Source organism: Paenibacillus sp. P4_E11, assembly GCF_056401635.1.
In genome coordinates this window covers 20597-41999 of sequence record NZ_JBFUIX010000062.1, presented here as the reverse complement: position 1 = coordinate 41999, position 21403 = coordinate 20597, and the positions used below count along the sequence as shown (strand labels likewise).

Annotated in this window: 16 protein-coding genes; 14 read left to right on the top strand and 2 right to left on the bottom strand. The window is 50.9% G+C overall.

What is annotated here, in order from left to right; all coding sequences use genetic code 11:
- From AC1DWB_RS21650 to AC1DWB_RS21615, 8 genes are all read left to right on the top strand, one after another.
- The coding region (locus AC1DWB_RS21650) for a DUF1048 domain-containing protein (RefSeq protein ID WP_477543169.1) at positions 1-167 on the top strand (167 nt) is incomplete at its 5' end.
- Positions 168-182: 15 nt separating this feature from the next.
- Positions 183-941, top strand: coding sequence for an ABC transporter ATP-binding protein (locus AC1DWB_RS21645; RefSeq protein WP_477543168.1), 759 nt, complete (start codon positions 183-185; stop codon positions 939-941).
- Between the two features lie 2 nt (positions 942-943).
- The gene (locus AC1DWB_RS21640; RefSeq protein ID WP_477543167.1) at positions 944-1705 is read left to right on the top strand and encodes an ABC transporter permease; all 762 of its coding nucleotides are present in this window, start codon (positions 944-946) and stop codon (positions 1703-1705) included.
- Positions 1706-1764: 59 nt separating this feature from the next.
- Positions 1765-1953: a cysteine-rich KTR domain-containing protein gene (locus tag AC1DWB_RS21635; RefSeq protein WP_477543166.1), complete on the top strand. Its 189-nt coding sequence runs from the start codon at positions 1765-1767 to the stop codon at positions 1951-1953.
- Between the two features lie 162 nt (positions 1954-2115).
- Positions 2116-2811 (top strand): ABC transporter ATP-binding protein, encoded by a 696-nt coding sequence (locus AC1DWB_RS21630; protein ID WP_477543165.1) that lies wholly within the window; start codon positions 2116-2118, stop codon positions 2809-2811.
- A complete protein-coding gene (locus tag AC1DWB_RS21625) occupies positions 2811-5042 on the top strand; it encodes an ABC transporter permease (protein WP_477543164.1) in 2232 nt (743 codons plus the stop codon). The genes AC1DWB_RS21630 and AC1DWB_RS21625 overlap by 1 nt, the downstream gene beginning before the upstream one ends.
- A 1-nt stretch (position 5043) precedes the next feature.
- Positions 5044-6054, top strand: a complete 1011-nt coding sequence (locus AC1DWB_RS21620; RefSeq protein ID WP_477543163.1) for an extracellular solute-binding protein — start codon at positions 5044-5046, stop codon at positions 6052-6054.
- Between the two features lie 856 nt (positions 6055-6910).
- Positions 6911-10168: an alpha-mannosidase gene (locus tag AC1DWB_RS21615; protein WP_477543162.1), complete on the top strand. Its 3258-nt coding sequence runs from the start codon at positions 6911-6913 to the stop codon at positions 10166-10168.
- A gap of 128 nt (positions 10169-10296) precedes the next feature.
- On the opposite strand, the gene AC1DWB_RS21610 is transcribed toward AC1DWB_RS21615, so the two are convergent.
- Positions 10297-11046: an MBL fold metallo-hydrolase gene (locus tag AC1DWB_RS21610; protein WP_477543161.1), complete on the bottom strand. Its 750-nt coding sequence runs from the start codon at positions 11044-11046 to the stop codon at positions 10297-10299.
- 620 nt (positions 11047-11666) lie between these two features.
- Here AC1DWB_RS21610 and AC1DWB_RS21605 point away from each other — a divergent pair.
- The 6 genes from AC1DWB_RS21605 (at position 11667) to AC1DWB_RS21580 (ending at position 18546) form a co-directional block, all read left to right on the top strand.
- A complete protein-coding gene (locus tag AC1DWB_RS21605) occupies positions 11667-13313 on the top strand; it encodes a cache domain-containing sensor histidine kinase (RefSeq protein WP_477543160.1) in 1647 nt (548 codons plus the stop codon).
- Between the two features lie 115 nt (positions 13314-13428).
- Positions 13429-15021 carry an extracellular solute-binding protein gene (locus AC1DWB_RS21600; RefSeq protein WP_477543159.1) on the top strand — a complete coding sequence of 531 codons (1593 nt, stop codon included), beginning with the start codon at positions 13429-13431 and terminating at the stop codon, positions 15019-15021.
- A gap of 91 nt (positions 15022-15112) precedes the next feature.
- Entirely contained in the window at positions 15113-16012 is a 900-nt protein-coding gene (locus AC1DWB_RS21595; protein WP_477543158.1) for an ABC transporter permease, read from the top strand.
- Positions 16013-16030: 18 nt separating this feature from the next.
- On the top strand, positions 16031-16906 hold the full coding sequence (locus AC1DWB_RS21590) for a carbohydrate ABC transporter permease (RefSeq protein ID WP_477543157.1): 876 nt from the start codon (positions 16031-16033) through the stop codon (positions 16904-16906).
- Between the two features lie 81 nt (positions 16907-16987).
- A complete protein-coding gene (locus AC1DWB_RS21585) occupies positions 16988-17746 on the top strand; it encodes a response regulator transcription factor (RefSeq protein ID WP_477543156.1) in 759 nt (252 codons plus the stop codon).
- 23 nt (positions 17747-17769) lie between these two features.
- Positions 17770-18546 (top strand): Cof-type HAD-IIB family hydrolase, encoded by a 777-nt coding sequence (locus AC1DWB_RS21580; RefSeq protein ID WP_477543155.1) that lies wholly within the window; start codon positions 17770-17772, stop codon positions 18544-18546.
- A 529-nt stretch (positions 18547-19075) separates the two neighbouring features.
- Here the strand turns inward: AC1DWB_RS21580 and AC1DWB_RS21575 are convergent.
- Positions 19076-21316, bottom strand: coding sequence for a helix-turn-helix domain-containing protein (locus AC1DWB_RS21575; protein WP_477543154.1), 2241 nt, complete (start codon positions 21314-21316; stop codon positions 19076-19078).
- Between the last annotated feature and the right edge of the window lie 87 nt (positions 21317-21403).

Sequence of the window (21403 nt, the reverse complement as noted above, 5' to 3'; positions counted from 1 at the left end):
AGGGCGCGGCCTTGGGGAAAGGCGTGCTCGAAGTGACGGGCAGTGACGTAGCGGCTTTCTGCGACGATCTAATCAAAGATTCAAAAACTTACGCTGACATCTATCAAGAATCTGTTAACCAAGAAGTTAACAAGGCCATGAAAAAAGTTACAGATAAAAGAAAGTAAAGGGGGGATATCGGGATGGAAAAAGCAATTGAAGTGAAAGGTCTGCGAAAGTCTTTCAAGGACACAGAAGTCCTAAAGGGCGTCGATTTTGAAGTGAAGCGAGGTGAGATTTTCGCCCTGCTTGGCTCCAACGGTGCGGGCAAGACGACGATTGTCAGAATCCTCACCACGCTGCTCAAACAGGACGGAGGCACCGCCACCGTAAACGGATTTGACGTCGCGTCAAAACCCGACAATGTGCGGCATGCGATCAGTCTAACAGGGCAGTTTGCTGCCGTGGATGAGATATTGACCGGGCGAGAAAATTTGATCTTGATTGCAAAACTGCGGCACCTCAAAAATCCGCGTCAGGTCGCGGATGATTTACTGAATCGCTTCAGCTTGACCGACGCCGCCGACCGCAGGGTGTCCACCTATTCGGGCGGTATGCGCCGCAGGATCGACATTGCCATGAGCCTGATCGGAAATCCGCAGCTCATTTTCCTCGACGAGCCGACCACAGGGCTGGACCCCGAGGCACGCATTGAAGCTTGGAAGATTGTCAAGGAGCTTGCCGACGGTGGCACGACGGTATTCCTGACCACTCAGTATTTGGAAGAGGCTGAGCAACTTGCCGATAGAATTGCCATTTTGCATAAGGGCAGGATTATTGCCAATGGCACGCTCGAGGAACTGAAAAAGCGGTTCCCGCCCGCAAAGACGGAGTACGTGGAAAAACAACCTTCATTGGAGGAGATCTTCCTCGCAATCATCGGTAAACAGGAGGGAAAGTAACAATGAATGAACATTTTTTCAGCGACATGAGCGTGATGCTTGGACGTTCCATGCGCCATATTCTGCGAAGCATGGACACCATCTTCACAGTTTGCATCACTCCGATTGCAATGATGCTGCTGTTCGTCTATGTGTTTGGCGGCGCCATCCAAACCGGTACGGATAACTATGTGAACTACCTGTTGCCCGGAATCCTGCTGATTGCGATTGCAAGCGGCATAGCCTATACGGCCTACCGCCTGTTTCTGGATAAGCAACGGGGCATCATTGAGCGGTTCCACTCCATGCCGATTGCGCGTTCCTCCGTGCTGTGGGGGCACGTGCTGACCTCGGTGGTATCCAACGTCATTTCTCTTGTCGTAATCATTCTCGTAGCGCTCATTATGGGCTTTCGCTCGTCGGCGGGGGTACTGTCTTGGCTTGCCGTAGCCGGCATACTCGTGCTGTTTACGCTGGCTTTGACTTGGGTCGCGGCGATTGCCGGACTGTCCGCGACATCGGTGGAAGGTGCAAGCGCGTTTTCCTATCCGCTTATCTTCCTGCCGTTTATCAGTTCGGCGTTTGTGCCCACCGAATCGATGCCGTCAGTCGTCCGTGCCTTTGCTGAAAACCAGCCGGTTACCTCGATAGTGGAAGCCATCCGCGCGCTGCTGTCAGGTCAGCCTGTAGGCAATGACATTTGGGTCGCGCTCGCATGGTGCCTGGGTATTCTGATTGTTGCGTATATTTTCGCAATGAGGGCTTATAAACGCAAAGCAGCTTAATGTTTGCAGGCATTAAAATGATAGTAGTCAACAAAAACATCAAGTAAAGGGATGGTAGAGTGTGTAAATACGAGTGGATATTATGCCCGGTCTGTGGCAACAAAACACGGGTCAAGATACGTGGTGATACGGTGCTTGAAAACTTCCCGCTATTTTGTCCCAAGTGTAAACAGGAAACGATAATCAATGTAAAACAACTGAATATGTCAGTTATCAAAGAGCCAGACGCTAAGACGCAGAGCCGGTAACATGTGAGATTGTTCACAGTTACCGGCTCTTTCTTTTATGGTGCGCTGGATGAATTTATATATTGACTTTACGGCAGAAATGACTGCGGACATGGAGCAGACCATAAAAAATGAACTTAATCAAATGTTGGAACTAATAAAAAAAGGAATGGGGACTTAAATATGTTTTTATCAGTATCAAACCTTACGAAAAGCTATAACACAGGGATTATTACCCATGTACTCAAAGGTGTGGGCTTGGAGATGGAAAGAGGACAAATCGGAGTAATATTAGGCCCCTCCGGTTCGGGTAAATCTACGCTGATGAACATTATAGGCGGCGTGGACTGGGCGGACGGCGGCACGGTCGAAGTGGACGGCGAGCGTATTACGGATTTAAATGACAATCAACTGGTTGAATACCGTCGGGAGAGCGTGGGCTTCGTCTTCCAGTTCTACAACCTTGTGCCGAACCTCACGGTAGCCGAAAACATCGAGGTTGTGTCGAACATCAGTAAAACCCCGCTTAATACAGACGAGGTGCTTTCTGCTGTCGGACTTTCCGACAAAAAGAACCGTTTCCCCCGGGAACTCTCCGGCGGCGAGCAGCAGCGCGTGTCGATCGCACGAGCCATCGTCAAAAATCCAAAGCTCCTGCTTTGCGATGAGCCCACCGGAGCGCTGGACCTCGAGACCTCGCGGGGCGTGCTGTCGTTGCTCCAAAAAGTAAACGCGCAGTTTGGCACGACCATCCTGATGATTACCCACAACAGCGCCATCGCCGGTATGGCGCACGCCGTGCTCCGGCTGAGAAGCGGCGAGGTTGCGGAAGTTGCTCACAATTCCGAGCTTATCCCGGCGGAAAGGATTGAATGGTAATGGCGCTGCGAAAACGCGTATGGCGTATCATAAAGGAAAACAAAGGGCAGTATATCGGTATCTTTATCTTGATATTTTTGGGGAGCTTTTATTTTGTCGGAGCTTCGGGAGTGGGCAACAGCCTAGAAAAACTGGTCGGCGACTTTGCCGAAGAATACAGGCAGGAAGACATTACGTTTAGGTCAAACAGACCGCTGGAAGATATTGCGGCGCTGGAAAGAGAATCCGGCGCGCTGATCGACGCTTACCGGCAATACGACGTAAAACTGCCTAACGGGGAACTGCGTCTTCTCAGCCCTGGCACGAAGGTCAATATCCCGGCGGTAACATCAGGACGCGGCCTTGAAAATCCGGGGGACATTTTGCTCGATCCGAAATTTTGCCAGATGCATGGGTTGAAGATAGGCGATCAAATGAAGCTGAACGGAAAAATATTCAATATCGTTGGCACGGTAGCCATACCCAATTACATTTATATACTAAAAAACGTTTATGACACCTATCCTCCCAACGGTTTTGGTATCGGTCTTATTTCCGACGCGGATTTTAAGGCGTTCCCGGAGGCGACCACAGTATACTCGGCATACATGAAGGATAGGGAGAATGTAAAAGCAAAGGCTGCCAATCTGAATGGGCTCTTAGCCAAAAAAGGATATTCCCTTTCTGAATGGTTGAACTCCGATACCAACGCGCGCATCGCGATGGTGCGGGGGAACATTGAAGGTGCGAAGACCATGGGCGCTCCCGTGGCAGCGTCAGTTTTCCTGCTGTGCTGTCTTATTCTCGGCGTGATGATCCAGCGCATGGTCAAGTCGGATGGCGTAGTCATTGGTACGCTGTACGCGCAGGGATATCGCCGGGGTGAACTGATCCGGCACTATATGGCGATCCCGGCTCTGCTGTCCGCTGCAGGTGGTCTTGCGGGTACACTGCTTGCTCTGCCGGTTGTAGGACCCGTCATCGATTTTCTGACGTCTTCTTACAATGTGCCTGTAACAGGCTTATCCTTCCCTTCATTGAGCATGGCACTGGGAGTGCTGATGCCTATGGCTCTGCTGAGTCTCTCGAGCTATTTCATTCTATGCAGAGTGCTAAAGAAATCTGCGGCGGAGTTGATGAAAGGCGATGAACAAAAAACGAAGGTGAATTTCCTTGAACGCAGACTCCGGCTGGAGCGGTTCAAATTCGCTACTAAATTCAAACTGCGTGAGCAGATTCGCAGCATATCGCGTCTGTTGTTTTTGCTGCTGGGCGTTAGCGCAGCGTCGATGCTGCTGCTGTTTGGCTTTACTGTCCACAATTCGATGAAGGTCTTGATGGACAGCGCCGGGAGCGACAGGTATTTTCCTATAGAAACTACTTTCAAAGAAATACAGCAAGGAGCTGTTCCAAAAGGCGCTGAGCCGCTTAACGCAATTCGCAGTTATCCCAAGGGGAACGAAAAGGCGGAGTTTTACGTTGTGGGCTTGGAACCGGACTCCATTGGAATTACGATGCGTGACTCGCACGGCAACGATCTGCCAAAGAATCAGGTAAATATCACGTATCTCCTGGCGTACAGACTGGGGCTAAAGGTGGGTGATACGATTAACATCGTTAGCAAAGTGGACGGCAAATTATACAGTCTAAAGATAGATGGGATCGTTCAAACCTACTACGGGCAATACATCTATATGCCCCTTGATGAGTTCAACCGCATGACCGGTAACGCGCCGGGAAGCTATCTTGGGGTGCTAAGCAAAAATAAGCTTGATATTGACGAAAATCTGCTTACTGGAGTACATGACTTTAGTAATCTCGATGCAATGGATGATACATCTACAATGACAGCATCGGTAGCGCTTATCACCATCGTCGCAAGTCTGACTGGGGCAATCATTATCTTTCTTGTAACGTCGCTGATGATTGAGGAAAGCCGCCGCACGGTATCCCTAATGAAGGTATTCGGCTATCGCGGAAAAGAGGTTGCGAAGTTGATTCTCAACAGTTCCACGCCAGTAGTGTTTATTGGTTTCTGGCTCGGACTGCCCTTGATGCTGGCTGTCGGGAACACCCTGTACGGTTATCTTGGGGAGACGATCAACCTGGTGATGCCCATGATTGTGAGTCCGTTGTATGTCCTGATAAGTTTTGTAGTGATTTTCGCCGTGTACGAAGTGACCAAGCGGCTGTGCGGGAGGAAACTCGCGAAAATATCCATGAGCGAGGCGCTGAAAGCGGGCACGGAGTGAGTTGTTTGGTCGCAACCCAATACATGCCGGCAAATCTAAAAAAGCGTTGCCGTTTAGTTGCGGATACGTTAATGGCGAGGAATGCCCCGGTATATACCGGGGCCTATTCATCGATCTCTCCCCTTATGCAGCGGAAATAGAAGGTTTTGAGGAGGATTGGTATCCAGGCTTGCGTAGGGCTATCTATCATGGGGATGTCTTGCCCGCATTACCGCTGGAAATCATGACGCCGCTTATAGCGTATAACCGGGAAATGTTTGACAGGGCCGGATTGGCTTACCCCACCGACAATTGGACATGGGACGACTTGGTGGAAATCGCAAAAAAGCTCACCTTGCGGGATGCCGAGGGTCAGATAACCCAGTACGGATTCGGAATGGGCGTCGATGTGGAATGGTGGGAGCCATTCGTGATGCGGAATGGGGGCAGTTATGTGGCGCCCGACGTCTCGACAGCACACGGTTATGTGGACAGCCCCGCCACGGTTGAGGCTTTCCGGAAACTGATCGATGCTTTCCGCATACACAAGATCATTCGAATGCCCAATGAATCTGAGAGTATTGCAGGGTTTGAGCAAGAAGACGCAGCGATGAGCTTTTTTTTCGGGTGGCACTTCTGGCATAATCCGGATTCGCAAAATAAGTATGAGGTTGTCGGATTGCCGAAAATGCCTGGCGGGTGCGAAACGAATATGATCTATATGGCTGGCGCCAGAGTCACCCAGAAATCAAAAAAACCACGATTGGCCTGGGAATTTCTGCGACATTATATTTTGGCCAGCCGGTATTGGGTGCTTCCCAGTACTCGGTCACAAGCAGTGGAGCAGGGATTGACAAACCACCCCATTTGGTCACGCTATCTCCAGGAACTGGAACAAGTGGAGCTTAGCGCGTTTTTCCGAAGCAGGAAATGGAATGCCGGAAGGCAGTTGATCAATGACGACATCCGCCGGATGATTGTCGATGGCATTGACGTCGCGCAAACGGTGCGCTCATGGACACGATTCGGGTAATGTTCTGATCACCATTTGAAAAAGCCATTCCGTCCGACATTCCGACGGAATGGCTTTTCTATGGCCTTAACAGGAAACGATAGTTAGTTAAATCACAACTATTAATCCTGCCAACTGGGGGGACATACTTGGACAAACATTTGAGGAGTTTGTTGATTTGTGGAATCGATGTACACATGATAGAGATTTTTCACCGCCAGTTGGTGACTCTGCGAGGTGACTTTGCTAATACCACTCATTTGCTATAGTATCAGCTGTATGACTAAGCTAATGGACACGATAGCCCTACAATGATGATAGGCTGCCGGAATTAATGGCAGCCTGTTCAACTAATGGCAGATTACTTGAATAATTAATGGTAATACCAGGATATAAAGGAATGTGGGAGATGTTTATATAATGTTTTATTTATTATTGGAAATTTTACGTATCATTTTATTATTATTAATCTTTGTTGGTTTTTTTATATCTTTATTGGGCTATTCTTATTCATTTCTTGGTTTTAATTTAAACAACTTTCACTATGCTTGGTTAGCATATATTGCAATAATAAGTTTATTTTTTGTTCTTTATAGAAATAAGTTACAGTATTCAGGCTGGTATATTGGTAAAAGAAGAGAAAGATTATCCAAAACGACCACTCTTATACTAGTTGCTTCTTCCATCTTGTTGATGATTATTACCCCTTTATTAAACTCCCTCGGGGACTGCAGCGACAATCGGCAGCCCATTTTTATATCAAAGAGCGATACGCGAAAATCTAATAATTTGTCAATTTGGACCCATGGCTATTCCAAGTCAATCCACTATAGTAAAAGTGTTGAAAGCGCATACTAAATGGAGGCGAGGGAAACGGATGACACATATCGCTAGCAGCATGGCGGAACTGGAAAAGAAGGTTGAGCAGCTTCGAGGCGTTCTGCGTGCTAAGAAGGAACAATTGACGGAAATTTCGAGCCTTAGGACGTGGAGGTATACGAATCGAATTGTCCCGATGGAGTGCTGTATCTCAGACAATATGGATTGGCCTGAGGCACGGATTCGCTACGTTTGGCCCCCGCAGGCAGACGACAAAACATTTTACCGCCGGGTGTGTATTCCTGTTGAATATATGGGACTCGATCTGACGGGATCGACAGCTCAGTTGGAGATTTGCTTGCTTATCGGTTCCAAGATATATATCAACAACGAGCTCGTATACGAGGTCGATTACTGGGCGGATACGAAGGTGGTACCGCTGACGCTCACTCCTGAGATCACAGGTCAAGAGATATATGAAATTGTCGTTCACTGTCGGAAAGGTGACGGGTTAGGGTACTTTCACGACGCCGATCTGCGCATAGATGTGGTAGAGGATTGGAGGTTTACGCTGGACACGTTCGCTGAAGAGCTGGGCTTTGCGCTATTCTTGATTCGCAACGGCGATGCCTGTGATGAGGGGCAACGGGTTGCCCTTCAGGAAGCTGTTATGAGCTTCAACATGGCCCTCCTCGAAGAGAATAGATGGAGCGAGCTGAAGGCCGAGATCGATGCGACACGTGATCGGCTGATTAGCTTCGAGCCGGCTGCCAAATCTTATCAGCTTTACCTTGTCGGACATGCGCACATCGATATGAACTGGCTTTGGCCTTGGTCCGAAACCGAAAATCTAATACGCCGGGATTTTGAATCGGTTGACGGGATTATGGCGGAATTCCCGGACGTGACCTTCTCCCACAGCCAAGCAGCTACCTACAAGGCGATGCAGGATAAGGTTCCGGAGCTATGGTCCAGAGTCAAGGCAAGAATTGACGAAGGACGCTGGGACGTCACCGCTGCAACTTGGGTGGAAGGGGACTTGAATATGGCGGGCTATGAAACCATAGCTCGTCAGTTCCTGGAGGGGATACGCTACAGCCGTGAGGAGCTGGGCGTGACGCCGGAAATTTGCTGGGAGCCGGACACATTCGGTCATCCCGCAACGATGCCGAAGCTGCTTACAGCCGCAGGGCTGAAGTACTACTATTTCTGCAGAGTCGGCCCGAAGGGTGTCCCCTTGTTCTGGTGGGAGGGGGATGACGGCTCGCGGGTGCTTGCCTTCCAGGATCCCCGGCATTATAACGGATTCATTCATGCCTCGGAGACGGTGCCTGCTGTGACAGAGATGGCCACACAGTACGGTCTGCGTTCGGCTATGTTCGTGTACGGTGTCGGAGACCACGGAGGCGGGGTGACGAAGCAGGATATTCGCCGGGCGATCAGGCTGAACGACAGTCGTCTGCTACCGCGGTTCGTATTCGCACGAAGCACGGATTTCTACAAGGCTGTGGAGTCGTCCGGTGTACGTCTGCCGATCATCCGCGGCGAGCTGAATCCCGCATTCGAAGGGTGTTATACTTCCCACGGCGACATCAAGAAGGCGAATCGTCATACGGAGCATGCCCTGTCGAGGGCTGACAGCTTGTTTGTTATGGCGGACATGCACAGGCGGGGTTCGGCTGGCAGTCACGATCATCGTGCTACTGCCGACGCTGCGGCCAAGTCGCTGCAGGAGCCGTGGCGTGTACAGTGCTTTAATCAGTTTCATGATATTTTGTGTGGATGCGCGATTCAATTGACCTATGAAGAAGCGGTGCCTCAGGCTGAAACCGCCAAGTTTAAGGCGAATCGTTCGGCTCAAGCTGCGATGGAGGCGATGATGGCGGTTCACGCCGATGGGGGCTTGAGGCAGAACGGAGCCGAGCAGGCTTTCTCCGTGAACGTGTTCAATACGCTCTCCTGGTCACGGACGGACATCGTTCATTTGGACGCGAATGAATTTCCTGACGTGCTGCATTGGCGGACAGGGGACCATCTAATCGATGGTCAAGGCCGGAGTATTCCCGTACAAAAAATGGAGGATGGCTCCGCCCTGTTCCTTGCCGCAGAGGTTCCTCCTGTTGGCTATGTAAGATACATGTATGCGAGCGCTGATGTAAGTGACATAACCGACCTAACGGTTAACCCTTCAACCGCACCCGACAAGAAACCTGTGCTATTGGAAAATAAGAGGTACCGGGTATCGGTTCATCATGAATCGGGTACGATCTACAGTCTCTATGATAAGCGGCTTCAGCGCGAGCTGGCACGTCCGGGCGGTATGAATGTATTCGAGATACATGAGGAAGTTCCACACGGCATGTCGGCCTGGGTGATTGGAGCAATTGCTCGCACGCATCGACTCATTAGGGGGGCGGAGGTTCGCGCGGGAGTCAGCGGTCCGGTCGTAAAGTCTGTTCATCTGGTTCATCGCTTTCAAAGCTCGGTCATTCGCCAGGAAATTCGTATGTATGAGGGGATCGATCGAATCGATTTCATTACGGAGGTGGACTGGGGCGAACAAGGGACGGCCGCGGTTGACGCACCGATGCTCAAAGTGTCGTTCGCCGCAGCGCTCCACCAGGCAGAGGCATCGTTCGACGTGCCGTTCGGTACGGTCAGCCGTGAGGCTGACGGTGCTGAGGTTCCAACGTTGCACTGGTTCGGCCTCTCTGAGGGTAAGCGGTCTGGAGCCTGCGGCATCGCTTTGCTTAACGATGGCAAATACGGCTGCTCCGTGCAGGGAACAACGTTATCCCAAACCTTGCTGCGAAGCTCCTATGAGCCGGACAATCGCCCCGATCTCGGCCGCCACCAATTCGTATATTCGCTCTATCCCCATGAGTTGGACTGGACGGAAGGACAAGTGGACTTGAGGGCTTGGGAGCTGAATCAGCCGCTAGCCGTCTGCTTGCATGCCGAATGCGAGGCGAGCCCGAATAAGATGAGTGCCTTCGAAGCGTTCAAGATCGAAACCATGGAGCCGCTTACCGGTTGGACGGAAGCGAGGGGGGTCATCGTCACAGCCCTGAAGCATTCCCATGATCAAGTGGGGGAGGACCGAACCGCCTGGGTAATGCGGCTACTCGAAACGTATGGTCGTTCCGTGCGCGCGAGAATCGTATTCGCGATGCCGCTCGAACGCGCCGAGGTGGTCACATTGGCCGAGGACCATGTCCGCTCGCTTACCGTCACGGATGAACGGATACTTGACCTCGGAATGCTAGAGCCGGGGACGCTCTTGACACTGCGGTTACACCCCGGAGGTCAGGATTAAGACGTCCAAGGATCATCTGCGAGCGAAATTCGCCTGAAATGAGCCGAGGCTTGCATGAAAGCCTATGTACGAAGAGGAGTACCCAACGGGTACTCCTCTTCGCATTTGTGCTTAATAGCGCTAACCATCTATACCGTAACGGTAAACATATCGTCCGGCAGTACGATGCGGGGGGAGATCGAGATGCCGGCTTCAGCCAATACCTCTCCGTACGGCTCGCCGTCCGTCAGATGTACGGCGAATATCCGTCCGATCTGGTCAATTGGGTAGAAGCCGACCAATTGCTCCAGACTCGTATGGATGGTTGGATTACCGCGGGCAAGCGTCGCTTCGTGAACGAGCACATCGATCCTAGGCTGATTGCGGATCCAATCGCAGGGGCCAGTATCGGCAGAGTAAATAAGGACCCGATCCCCCTCTACCGCCTTGATACCAACGGTGGGGCCTGCATGCAGAACCGGGAACGTGGAGACGGATAGTCCATCCTCCACGAACAAATCATTCTCTTCGGTCCAGTCGAATGGGCGGAAGTTCAACTCGAACCGAATCGGCCACTGCTGTACCTGATAGCTGTCCACGATCGCCTGCAGCTGAGCGGCTCCTGTCTTGGAGCAGTAGATGCTGAGCGGTGCAGTACGCCCGGCGATCCACATCCCCCATAGTAATGAAGGCAGGCCGTAGATGTGATCGGTATGGAGATGGGTCAGGATGACGCCGCGGATCTGGTCGAGCGTCACTTGGGCCTGCTTTAATTTACCTAGCGGATCCCCGCCTACATCAATTAGCCAGCAATCGTCTTGCTGCTTCAACAGCATATAAGTATTGTCCCGGCGAACACTTCCGGCTGCGCTCGCGGTTCCCATAAAGGTAAGCTCCATTTTATCCTCCTGATAAGTGCGGCAGACAACGGCCGCATGTGATAATTGCAGCTAAGGTGGTTCTTGAGACTGCTGAGTAACACTGGCGGGCGGTCGCTTACATCGGGATATGACGGAAAACCCGTCTAATTCTGCCCGAAGACGCGCCCCGCACCCGAGTTAGACGGAAAACCCGTCTAATTCTGCCTGAAGACGCGCCCCGCACCCGAGTTAGACGGAAAACCCGTCTAATTCTGCCCGAAGACGCGCCCCGCACCCGAGTTAGACGGAAAACCCGTCTAATTCTGCCCGAAGACGCGCCCCGCCCCGAGTTAGACGGAAAACCCGTCTAATTCTGCCCGAAGACGCGCCCCGCACCGCATATTGATATTCAATAGTCTCTTCATTGTCCTAACTATATTCGCATTCGTCTTCTCGTACAAGGGGGATTATCAAGTGAACATGACATTTACATGGTTTCGTCAGGACAGCTGCAGCGCGGAAATTCCGCGCTATACGCGAAACACTTGTACAACTATGTACAAGGCAATAAAGCGTATTGTATGATTGCCGGGTTAGCTTTTATACCGCTACAGTGCCGATGAATGATTTAGAACTTAACATCAAGGAGATTCAGTTGCATGAAGTTCAGACGAAGAGAACTATCGATCAAGCAGAAGTTGATCTTATTTTTTCTCGTATTTTTTTGTACCCCTTTTCTGATTACAGGCTTGATCTGGTATTCCAAATCAACGGAAACGATCGAGAACAGCGCGATCTATTACAACAAGGAGTATATCGGACAGCTGAACGGTCGGCTCGATGAATACTTCTCCAGAATGAAGTTGGAGACGCAGACGCTTCCAGGCAATCCGCTCATTCAGGAATTCGTCAAGTTCGACCCGAGTAACGCCTATGAGCTATTCCAGCTTAAGGATCGAATCAGTCGTGAACTGTACCCGAGCATCGCCTATCGGAATAAAGAGCTCGTCGGATTTTTCATGTACTCGGTGAAAGGTGCCATGCTGGGCGATTCGAGGGTGAACGACCTGAATATCGATTTTCGCGAACTGAAGGAGCAGGAGGACGGATTCCGAATCGTCAGTATCCAGAAAGTAGGCGGAGTCCCGGTCGTGCTGCTGCATCGTAACATCTACAATATGACCACGTACCAGTATGCGGGTGCGATGGTGTTCGCGTTCTCGCTAGAGCCTATCTTACAAACGAACGACTCCACCACATTCGGGAAACAGAGGAATATTGCGATATCCGATAATACGTCGCGGCTGTTGTACCATCAGGATTCCAAGCAGTGGGGGGCGCAGGTTCCTTCCGCTTGGGTCAGGAATATGACCGAACCGAACGGATACTTTGTCGACCGAACCGGAGATGAGAAGAAGATCATCGTATATAGCTCATCGGTGTACACGCATCTAACGATGATATCCGAAGTGCCATTGAACGAACTCATCGCTAATTTCACACAATTGCGTACGGTGACGATCATGATCGGCATTGTCGTCTTGCTGCTCGCTTCCGTGACGTTTAATAAAATGCTGCTTGAAATCAAAAGGTTGCTCGAGGTGATTCATACTTCCCGAATGAAGCATAAGGAGATGGAACTGAAGCAACGGGAAGCAATGTTCCAGGCGCTGCAATCGCAAATCAATCCGCACTTTCTATACAACAGTCTGGAAATTATTAATTCCTATGCGATATTGGCCAAGGCCAAACCGATCAGTCAAATGACCGTATTGCTGGCTAACATGTTCCGGTACAGCGTAGGCGATCCGCAGCATCTGGTGCTGCTGCGCGACGAGATTGAGCATATCCGTAACTACTTGCTAATTCAGGCAGAGCGCTATGAATGCTTGCAGGTGACGATTCATCTGGATGACGAGGAGCTCGATCAGGTCAGCTTGTTCCGTCTGACACTGCAGCCGATTATTGAGAACGCGATCATTCACGCTTATGAGAAGCATGGACTGCACCCCGGGGAAATTACCATCGTGGGCCTGCCGGGCCCGGATTACTTCTCGCTTCGCATCACGGATCAAGGAATGGGTATGGACCCACAAATGATGAACAAGTACAACGAAGCATTCGGGATCGACTCTGAGCAGCAGATGCTAGGATCGGATTATCGTCCGTTCCGGACGATTGGAATATGGAATGTGCACAGCCGATTGCGGCTTGCTTTTGGCACCCCTTACGGGCTAATCATCAACCGTTCAGACGAGACAGGTACGGAATTTGAATTTCGCTTACCGTATTGGGGGAAGAAGTGAAAAGACCATAACTTCGTTGATAAACCCATGGGGTAATGGTTCGTTCGTTGCTATAATCGGTTCAGAACAAGTGAGCTTGCACGCATAGAGTCTAAGGGGAGGTACGGAAAGTAGTATGAAGAAAAAGTCAGCAGCCATCGTATCGTCATGTCTTGTACTAGCAATAACGACTTTAACAGCCTGCGGAGACAACAAGCCAGTGGATCAGGCCCAAGGCTCCAAGGACGGAGAAGGGAAACCAGCGGTCAAGAAGAACATCCGCATCTTAACAACAGATGGCGGGGAGACGTTCGCCGTTCAAGCGCCTGCTGCGGAGAAAGAGAAGTATTATAAGGAAATTAACAGAGTATCCGGGTTCGATGTCACTCATGAGTTACTTACATGGGGAGGCGGAGCGGATTACAACCAGCAGCTCGCGCTTCGGTTCGCTACTGGAGAATTGTCCGATCTGATGATGACCAGCAGTATCGATTCCAATGTCCATGCGGGAGCTGTAGACCAGAATGTGTTTCTCGCGCTTGACGATCTGCTGAACAAGTACGGACCGAATATTAAGAAGAATGTTCCTGAGACGGCCTGGAACAGCCCACGGATTAAGAAGAAAGGCGTTACCTATGGCATTCCGATTGTGTCTGCAGCACCGGCAACCCGCGTCATGTTCATCCGTCAAGACTGGTTGAAGAAGCTGAAACTGGACGTGCCTAAGACGCTTGACGATTTCCTGAAGTTCGCTGAAGGAGTCAAGAAGAACGACATGAACGGTGATGGCAAGAACAACGAATATGCACTTGCGCTTACCGATAACCTCGGTTGGAACGACGTATTCACTGGTTCATTCGGAGTTAGACCAGGCTCTTGGCAATTCAAGAATGGTCGTATGGAGCCGGACGTGATTCAGCCGGAGATGAAGGAAGCGATCGCTTTTTATAAGAAGCTGTATGACAACGGTTACATTCACAAAGATTTCGTAACGGTCAAGCAGTCCGACCGCGCGAACGATATATACAAAGGTTTGTATGGTGCGTATGGGGCGGCGGCGAACCAGTACCGAACATTTGCCGACAAAACCAAATACGTGAATCAGCCTGATGCCGAAACGGTTATGCTGGCTCCGCCGAAAGGTCCACGCGGCCAATCGTTCTTCGAGGCGCAATCCGAACAAATTGACTTCGTATGGGTCATTCCGGCCAAGACGAAAAACCCGGAAGAAGTGATCAAATATTTGGACTGGGCATGGGGAGCGGAAGAGGGTAAGAAGTTTTTTGCCTTCGGGATCAAGGATCAGAATTACAAGGAAGAGAATGGCAAGGTCGTCTACGATCCGAACGCTAAGGCTAACACCGAGAACACGGCTAGCGGCTTCTTCCAGAAGACGATCAATCCGAAGGGTCCTGGTTCCAATACCGCCTTGCTGATGAGTCTGTTGCCGGAAGCAGATATTATGACCAAAGGTTACAAGGATGCGGCAGATTCTGTGTATAAGCATGCATCGCTTGGTATGCCGGCGCTTGAGTCGTTGAAAGGACGTCCGGAGCTGGAAGCGGGGTTAGGTACGAGCAGCTTGTTCTATGATGCATTTGTGAAGCTGGTAGTAGGTAAGGAAGATCTGGACGCTGGTTTCGATAAGTTTGTGAAGGAATGGAAAAGCCGCGGTGGCGATGCTGCCATTAAAGAAGCGACCGATTGGTATAACGCGAACAAGAAGTAATGGTGGTCAAAAGGAAGGGGATCTCCCATGTGCAATTGATCCTTGGGGGTCCCCTTTCCTCATTTCTTGCACCTATGGAAGGAGATTCGTTTTGCTCCGAAAATTGAAATCAACCGATTCTATCGTTTTACTCCTGATCGCGCTCCCCGGGCTTCTTCACTTCCTCATCTTCAAGTACATACCGCTTGTGGGGAACGTCATTGCGTTTCAGGACTATAATTTGTTTCAGGGTGTGTTTCACAGCAAGTGGGTAGGGTTGAAGCACTTCGTCTTCATGTTTCAGTACCCCGAGTTCATGATGGTGTTGCGAAACACGCTGAAATTCGGACTGTATTCGATCTTATTCGGCTTTCCGGCACCACTGATCCTTGCGCTGTTATTGAATGAGATCCAGCTGACCTGGTTCAAGCGTTGGGTGCAAACACTGCTATACCTCCCGCATTTCCTATCCTGGATCATCGTTGGCGGGATCTTCATGGAGTTATTGGCCTCCGAAGGAATGATCAATCAGATACTCGGGCGTTTCGGTGTCGGTCCGATGTCCTTCTTAACAGAACCTCAATATTTCTACGGCGTCGTTATTGGCGCAGGGATCTGGAAGGAAATTGGCTGGTCGATGATTCTCTATTTGGCGGCCATGGCCGGAATTAATCCGAGCTTGTATGAGGCGGCTGTAGTGGATGGGGCCGGACGTTGGCGCAAGATGTGGAGCATTACCCTTCCCTCGCTAATGCCGACGATTATCGTCCTGTTCCTGCTGCGTATCGGCAATTTGTTGGATGCGAACGTCGAGCAGGTGTTGTTCTTCCTGAACCCATTAGTGCGAGAAGTAGGGGAAGTGTTCGATACGTATGTATACCGAGTTGGATTGACGGGCGGACAGTACAGCTACACGACGGCGATCGGTATGTTCAAGGCTGTGATTGGCGTAGTACTCGTTGTCTCCTTGAATAAGCTTAGTCAGAAAACGACCGGTGAAAGTATTTATTAGAAGTCGGAGGAACCCATCATGCTGCGGCAACGCTCGGAAACGATATTTCAGATCACCAATGGGGCGATCATTCTTATACTCAGTTTGACCATGATCGCTCCGATGATCCACTTGATCGCGGTCTCCTTGAGCGATCCCGTCTATGCCGGGGCCAAGCTCGTATACTTATGGCCGAAGGGTCTGTTCCTGGACGTGTATAAGACCTTGTTTCAGTTGAAAGACATGTGGTGGGCCATGGGTGTGAGCATCTACATTACGGTTGCCGGAACGGTGTTATGTCTGGCCCTTACTTCCTCGCTCGCCTATACGCTGTCGAGACCGAAGATGCCGGGGCGGAAGTTGATTATGCGACTCGTCTTATTCTCCTTTATCTTCCCGATCCCGCTTATCCCGACCTTCCTAGTCATTAAAGGACTCGGCATGATGAATACGTTGTGGGCGCTCATCATTCCAGGAGCGCTTGGTGCCTATTATGTCTTCATCATGAAATCGTTCTTCCAGGGCGTATCGAAGGAATTGATCGAGGCGGCCAAGATCGACGGCTGCGGTGAGCTCGGCGTATTCATCCGCATCGTGCTGCCAGTGTCCAAGGCGGTGTTGGCTACAATCGCTCTGTTCCATGCGGTGGGACAATGGAATGCGTATTTCGGTGCGCTCATGTATATTCGTTCGGATATGCTGTATCCGCTACAACTCAAGCTGAGGAAGCTCGTGCAGAGCAGTTCGATTGATTCGGGTATCGACAACAGTATGTTTGACCCGAGTATATTGCAAACGCCTGAGATGCTTAAGGCAGGCGCGATCATATTCACGACACTGCCTATTCTGGTTGTTTACCCGTTCCTGCAAAAGCATTTCGTCAAAGGTGCGATGCTTGGCTCGCTGAAAGAGTAATGGTATAATCCCGGAACAGGTCAGACCTCGCCATGGGTGTGACCAATCCAACCAGACAATCTGCAGCAGGAGTGGATGGCGATGCTTAAAGTGATGCTTGTTGACGATGAGCGTGTAGTCAAACGAAGTGTGCGCGCTCTCATCGAGACGGAAATCGAAGGCTTCTCTATTGTAGCCGAAGCGAATGACGGGAACAGCGCGTTGCTTGCAATGGAGCTGCACTTGCCGGATATTGTCATTACAGACATTCGTATGCCGGGGATGGACGGACTCGCTCTGATCCGCGAGATTGGACAGAGGAAGCTGAAGGCGGAGTTCATCATCATATCCGGCTACGGGGATTTTCAATACGCCCAGACGGCGCTTCGTTATGGGGTGACCGATTATTTGCTCAAGCCGATCGATTCCGATTACTTGTTGTCGGTATTGGGGAAAGTGAAGAACCGACTGCAGCAACCCGCAGCAAGCCATCCGGGGAAGGAACCGGAGATCGAGCGGGGGTCAGTCGGACATCCGATGATTAAGGAAGCATTGACGTATATGGGTCTCCACTATTCGAATCCAGCCTTCGCGTTGAAGGACGCCGCTGATCACTTTGGCATTTCGCCCAATTATTTCAGTATGCTATTCAAACGCTCGCTCGGCATGCCTTTCATCCAATACTTGCTGAACTTGCGTGTGAAGGAAGCGAAGCGGTATTTGCAAAAGCCTTTTATAAAAGTATATGAGGTCGGATACTTCGTCGGCTTCGAGGACTACACACACTTCTCCAAGACGTTCAAAAAGCTGACCGGCTGTTCGCCCTCCGAGTACAGAAAACAGATGGAGAGCGGAGAGTGAATGACAGAAGGGGGAGCCTAACCTTGACTTACAAGCTTGTTGCGTTGGATATGGACGGGACATTACTTAATGAGGAGAACCGTATCTCGCGTGAAAATGCAGACTGGATTGCGAAAGCGATCGACAGCGGGGTAACGGTCATGATGTCGACGGGAAGAGGCATTCAGAACATCCGAGCGTATACGGATGAGCTAGGCTTGAATACGCCGATCGTAGCCGCTAATGGAGCGGAGGTCTGGAAATCGCCGAACGAGATTCATACGCGTTCCTTGCTTCAACCCGCGACCGTCAAACGGCTGATCCATGCCGCTCGTGACCGGAAGGTCTGGTACTGGACTTATTCGACCGAAGGGTTAATGTCGAAGAATAATTGGACAGAACCGGTTTGGGAAGAGAGGGATTGGCTGAAGGTCGGCTATGCCAGTGAGGACCCGGATAAGCTGAACGCGTTACGCAGTTGGCTCGAACAGTTCGAAGACATTGAAGTTACCAGCTCGAATGAGACGAATCTGGAGTTAAGTCCGGCAGGTGTCACGAAGGCGAGTGGGCTCGAGCAAGTGTGCCAGCTGCTCGGGATCGGGATGGAGCAGACGGTCGCCGTGGGAGACAGCAGGAACGATCTATCGATGATCCGCGCGGCCGGACTCGGAGTCGCCATGGGCAACGCATCGGAAGAAGTGAAGCAAGCTGCGCGGCGGATTACAGGCTCCAACGCGGAGCACGGGGTTGCGCAATTGCTCCAATATGTGCTGGAATGTAATGACAGAGATCGAAGGTTCTTCGTGCCCCCACAAACTTGATTTGTGGCGGGCCTTTTTTGTGACGATTCAGAATGATTAACTTCGCTGATTGTTCATCGTCTCGGCAAATGCACGGCGTCAAGGGACGCCGTGATGCATTATCCTTAACGATTGAGAATTTATAAATTTTTGGGGTTCATCCTTTTTCAACTGATATGGGCTGGAAGCAGGGAATTCGGCTTGGCTGGGAAGGATAAATTACTGAATCTGATTTCAGCATATTGGATGTCCTGTAATTACGTGGGATCGTCATGGGATTGGTATCAGAAGATTCCACTCGGAAAAACCGGACGCGGAGCGTACGGACAAAGGAAACTCCTTGAAGGAAAGCAGAACAAAAAGGGAGTAGTGAGCAGGAGAGTGGAGAAGCGAAGCGTCCGCCTTTGAAACCGATTCCTAACCACGACAACATTTCAATCCAAGGAATCGATTTCAACAACGGTCGGAATCTCCTTCCATACCCTCACCACGCACCAAACGAAACTCGACCACCAAGGACCTGGCCGTAGGCCTGGTTTTTCGCATGGGATCAATTCACCATCCGCTGATCGCGGCGGTATTCACCCGGCGTGACGCCGGTCAGGCGCCGGAACATGCGTGTGAACGAATTCGCGTTCTGGTAGCCTACCTTGGCGGCGATGTCCTGGATGCGCTCCTCCGTGTGCTGAAGCAGTTCCTTCGCCTTGCCCATCCGGTACTCGTTCAAGTAGTCGCTCAAGTGCCGACCGGTCTTATCCTTGAAGTAGTTGCGCAGGTAGCCGGCGGAGATGTTCAAGCGGTCGGCGATCAGCTCCTGGTATATATCGTCGCCGTAATGCTGCTCGATGAAGCGGTTAACGAAGTCGACGATTGGGTCGCAAGCGTCACGCTTCTCGCGGATCAACCCCGCGGCGCGCTCCGTCACACTCCCCAGAAACACCTGATATTGCCCCGCATCGACGAATCCTTCCATGGCATCGAACGGAGACGGCGAGCCTTCCGGCTGCAGCAGCCCGGTATCGATCTTGTGAGCCATTAATGCCATTAACAGCTTCGATAGCAGGTCGCTGGCGAATTGCGTATAATGCCACGCTGCGGCATCCTGCTTGCCTAACCAGTGCAGCTTGTTCTGGACTAGCGACAGCAGCGGCTCGGCACTGCCTACGTCCAGGTGCGAAGTAAAGCTTCGGTCTTCTTCGGGTGTCCACAACGCTAGCACCGGACCGCTTCCCGGCTGGGTCACGAGCTGTGTCTCCGCGTTCAACCGGCGTTGGCGGATCATCTCACTGGCCGCCTCGTAAGCCAATGTGAATTGTGACGGCTCCCATAGCCGGGTCTGGCAGGCGATCGTCACTTGATAATAGGCTTGATCGGGATCGAATTGCTGCTTGAGGCCTCCCAGCATTTCCATCATGATGGAAGAAACGTCTTGTTCGGTGAAGATAATGGATAGAATCCGGTTCTTCTCAATCTGCATCGTCATGGAGTCCGGGAATACTGCCGTTACGTTCGAGTTGATACATTCCAGCAAGAAATTGGCCTTCAAGGAACGTTCCTTACCCAGATGGCCGAATTCCCCGGTATGATGGACATGGAACATGATGAAGTGAAACGGCCGTTCCGTCTCTACAGGCCCTTGAAGCTCGTTGTCGAGCGACTGAATGCTTTTGATTTTATCCAGATACCCGTACTTTTGCAGCAAGGTGTCTTTACGGTGGACGGATGCAATGATGTGCTGCAGGCTTTCGCTGATTACGTTGAATTCATGCACCTTACTGTGGTGCGGAATAACCGGATTCATTTCGCGCAGCCCTTCGATAATGCGTTGCACCGGATTTTTGAAGCGGACGCTGAGCAGCACCGAGAAGGCGATACTGATCAGGATGGACAGTCCGAATAGGGTTAACAGCAGCACGCTCATCCGGTTCAATTGTGAAGCAATAGCTGCATAAGGGACGATGCTGACATAGGTCAGGCCCGATACAGGACCTTTTTGATAAAAGTAGTAATTGTCATCATACAACACGTTCGATTGGTCCGCCTGCAGGGAAGGCAGAGCCGTGTCGGTCATCGTGCGGGAGCTATAATACAGCTTACCGCTCTTGTCCGTAATGTAGAATCCGTCTGAGGCGCTCGCGTTGGACAAGCTCCCGAACATCCGCTCGGCGTCCACCAGCGCTACCATGTAGAAGGGGCTGCCAATCTGATTGCGTACAATGACCGGCAAATAATGGCCTTTGTTGGCATTGAGGTAGGAGCCAGACCGGAATAGCTTGAACTCCGCAACAGGAAGCACCTTCAGATGAAAGTCTTCCTGGAAGGATTTTGTCCAGAAATCGCTTCCGTAATTATCGCTGACATAGTATTTGTCGAACATATCCTCGGCGCGGCTATAACCGTTTTTATCGATCACGAAGTCCTGGTCTTTGTAGTAGATGAAGGCATTCTCAACACTCGAATTGTAATTATTGGTGATCGCCTTGAATTTATCAGCCAGATCGTTCACGATGGGGAAGCTGGAATCAAAATTGCTTTTCTTAAGCGAAGTTAAGGAAGCATCGAAGAAATTCATCGTAAGCAGATCGTCAATTTGCGAGAACTGTTTCTCGTAACTATCGACCTTGTTCGCAAGCCCGAGGGTGCTGGAGTGGACCAATTGCTCGATCATCCGATTATGGAAAAATCGATAAGCCCACACATTGAATGCGAACGAAATTAGGATCAGGACGGTAAAGCCCAACAGAAGTTTGGTGAACAGCGATTTGCGGTTGAATCTCAGCGGTCTTGACATACCGTTCCCTCCCTGTGGAAAAAAGCCTTCTTGTAACTGAGTATAGGGAAAGAGAGCGCTTTCGTCCATGGAATCCGGTTATTCAAT

Excerpts from the sequence above, each read along its gene's own strand:
- AC1DWB_RS21640 (WP_477543167.1), top strand. The coding sequence starts at position 944 with ATGAATGAACATTTTTTCAGCGACATGAGCGTGATGCTTGGACGTTCC.
- AC1DWB_RS21575 (WP_477543154.1), bottom strand. The coding sequence starts at position 21,316 with ATGTCAAGACCGCTGAGATTCAACCGCAAATCGCTGTTCACCAAACTT.
- AC1DWB_RS21630 (WP_477543165.1), top strand. The coding sequence starts at position 2,116 with ATGTTTTTATCAGTATCAAACCTTACGAAAAGCTATAACACAGGGATT.
- AC1DWB_RS21610 (WP_477543161.1), bottom strand. The coding sequence starts at position 11,046 with ATGGAGCTTACCTTTATGGGAACCGCGAGCGCAGCCGGAAGTGTTCGC.
- AC1DWB_RS21600 (WP_477543159.1), top strand. The coding sequence starts at position 13,429 with ATGAAGAAAAAGTCAGCAGCCATCGTATCGTCATGTCTTGTACTAGCA.
- AC1DWB_RS21605 (WP_477543160.1), top strand. The coding sequence starts at position 11,667 with ATGAAGTTCAGACGAAGAGAACTATCGATCAAGCAGAAGTTGATCTTA.
- AC1DWB_RS21625 (WP_477543164.1), top strand. The coding sequence starts at position 2,811 with ATGGCGCTGCGAAAACGCGTATGGCGTATCATAAAGGAAAACAAAGGG.
- AC1DWB_RS21590 (WP_477543157.1), top strand. The coding sequence starts at position 16,031 with ATGCTGCGGCAACGCTCGGAAACGATATTTCAGATCACCAATGGGGCG.
- AC1DWB_RS21585 (WP_477543156.1), top strand. The coding sequence starts at position 16,988 with ATGCTTAAAGTGATGCTTGTTGACGATGAGCGTGTAGTCAAACGAAGT.
- AC1DWB_RS21645 (WP_477543168.1), top strand. The coding sequence starts at position 183 with ATGGAAAAAGCAATTGAAGTGAAAGGTCTGCGAAAGTCTTTCAAGGAC.
- AC1DWB_RS21615 (WP_477543162.1), top strand. The coding sequence starts at position 6,911 with ATGACACATATCGCTAGCAGCATGGCGGAACTGGAAAAGAAGGTTGAG.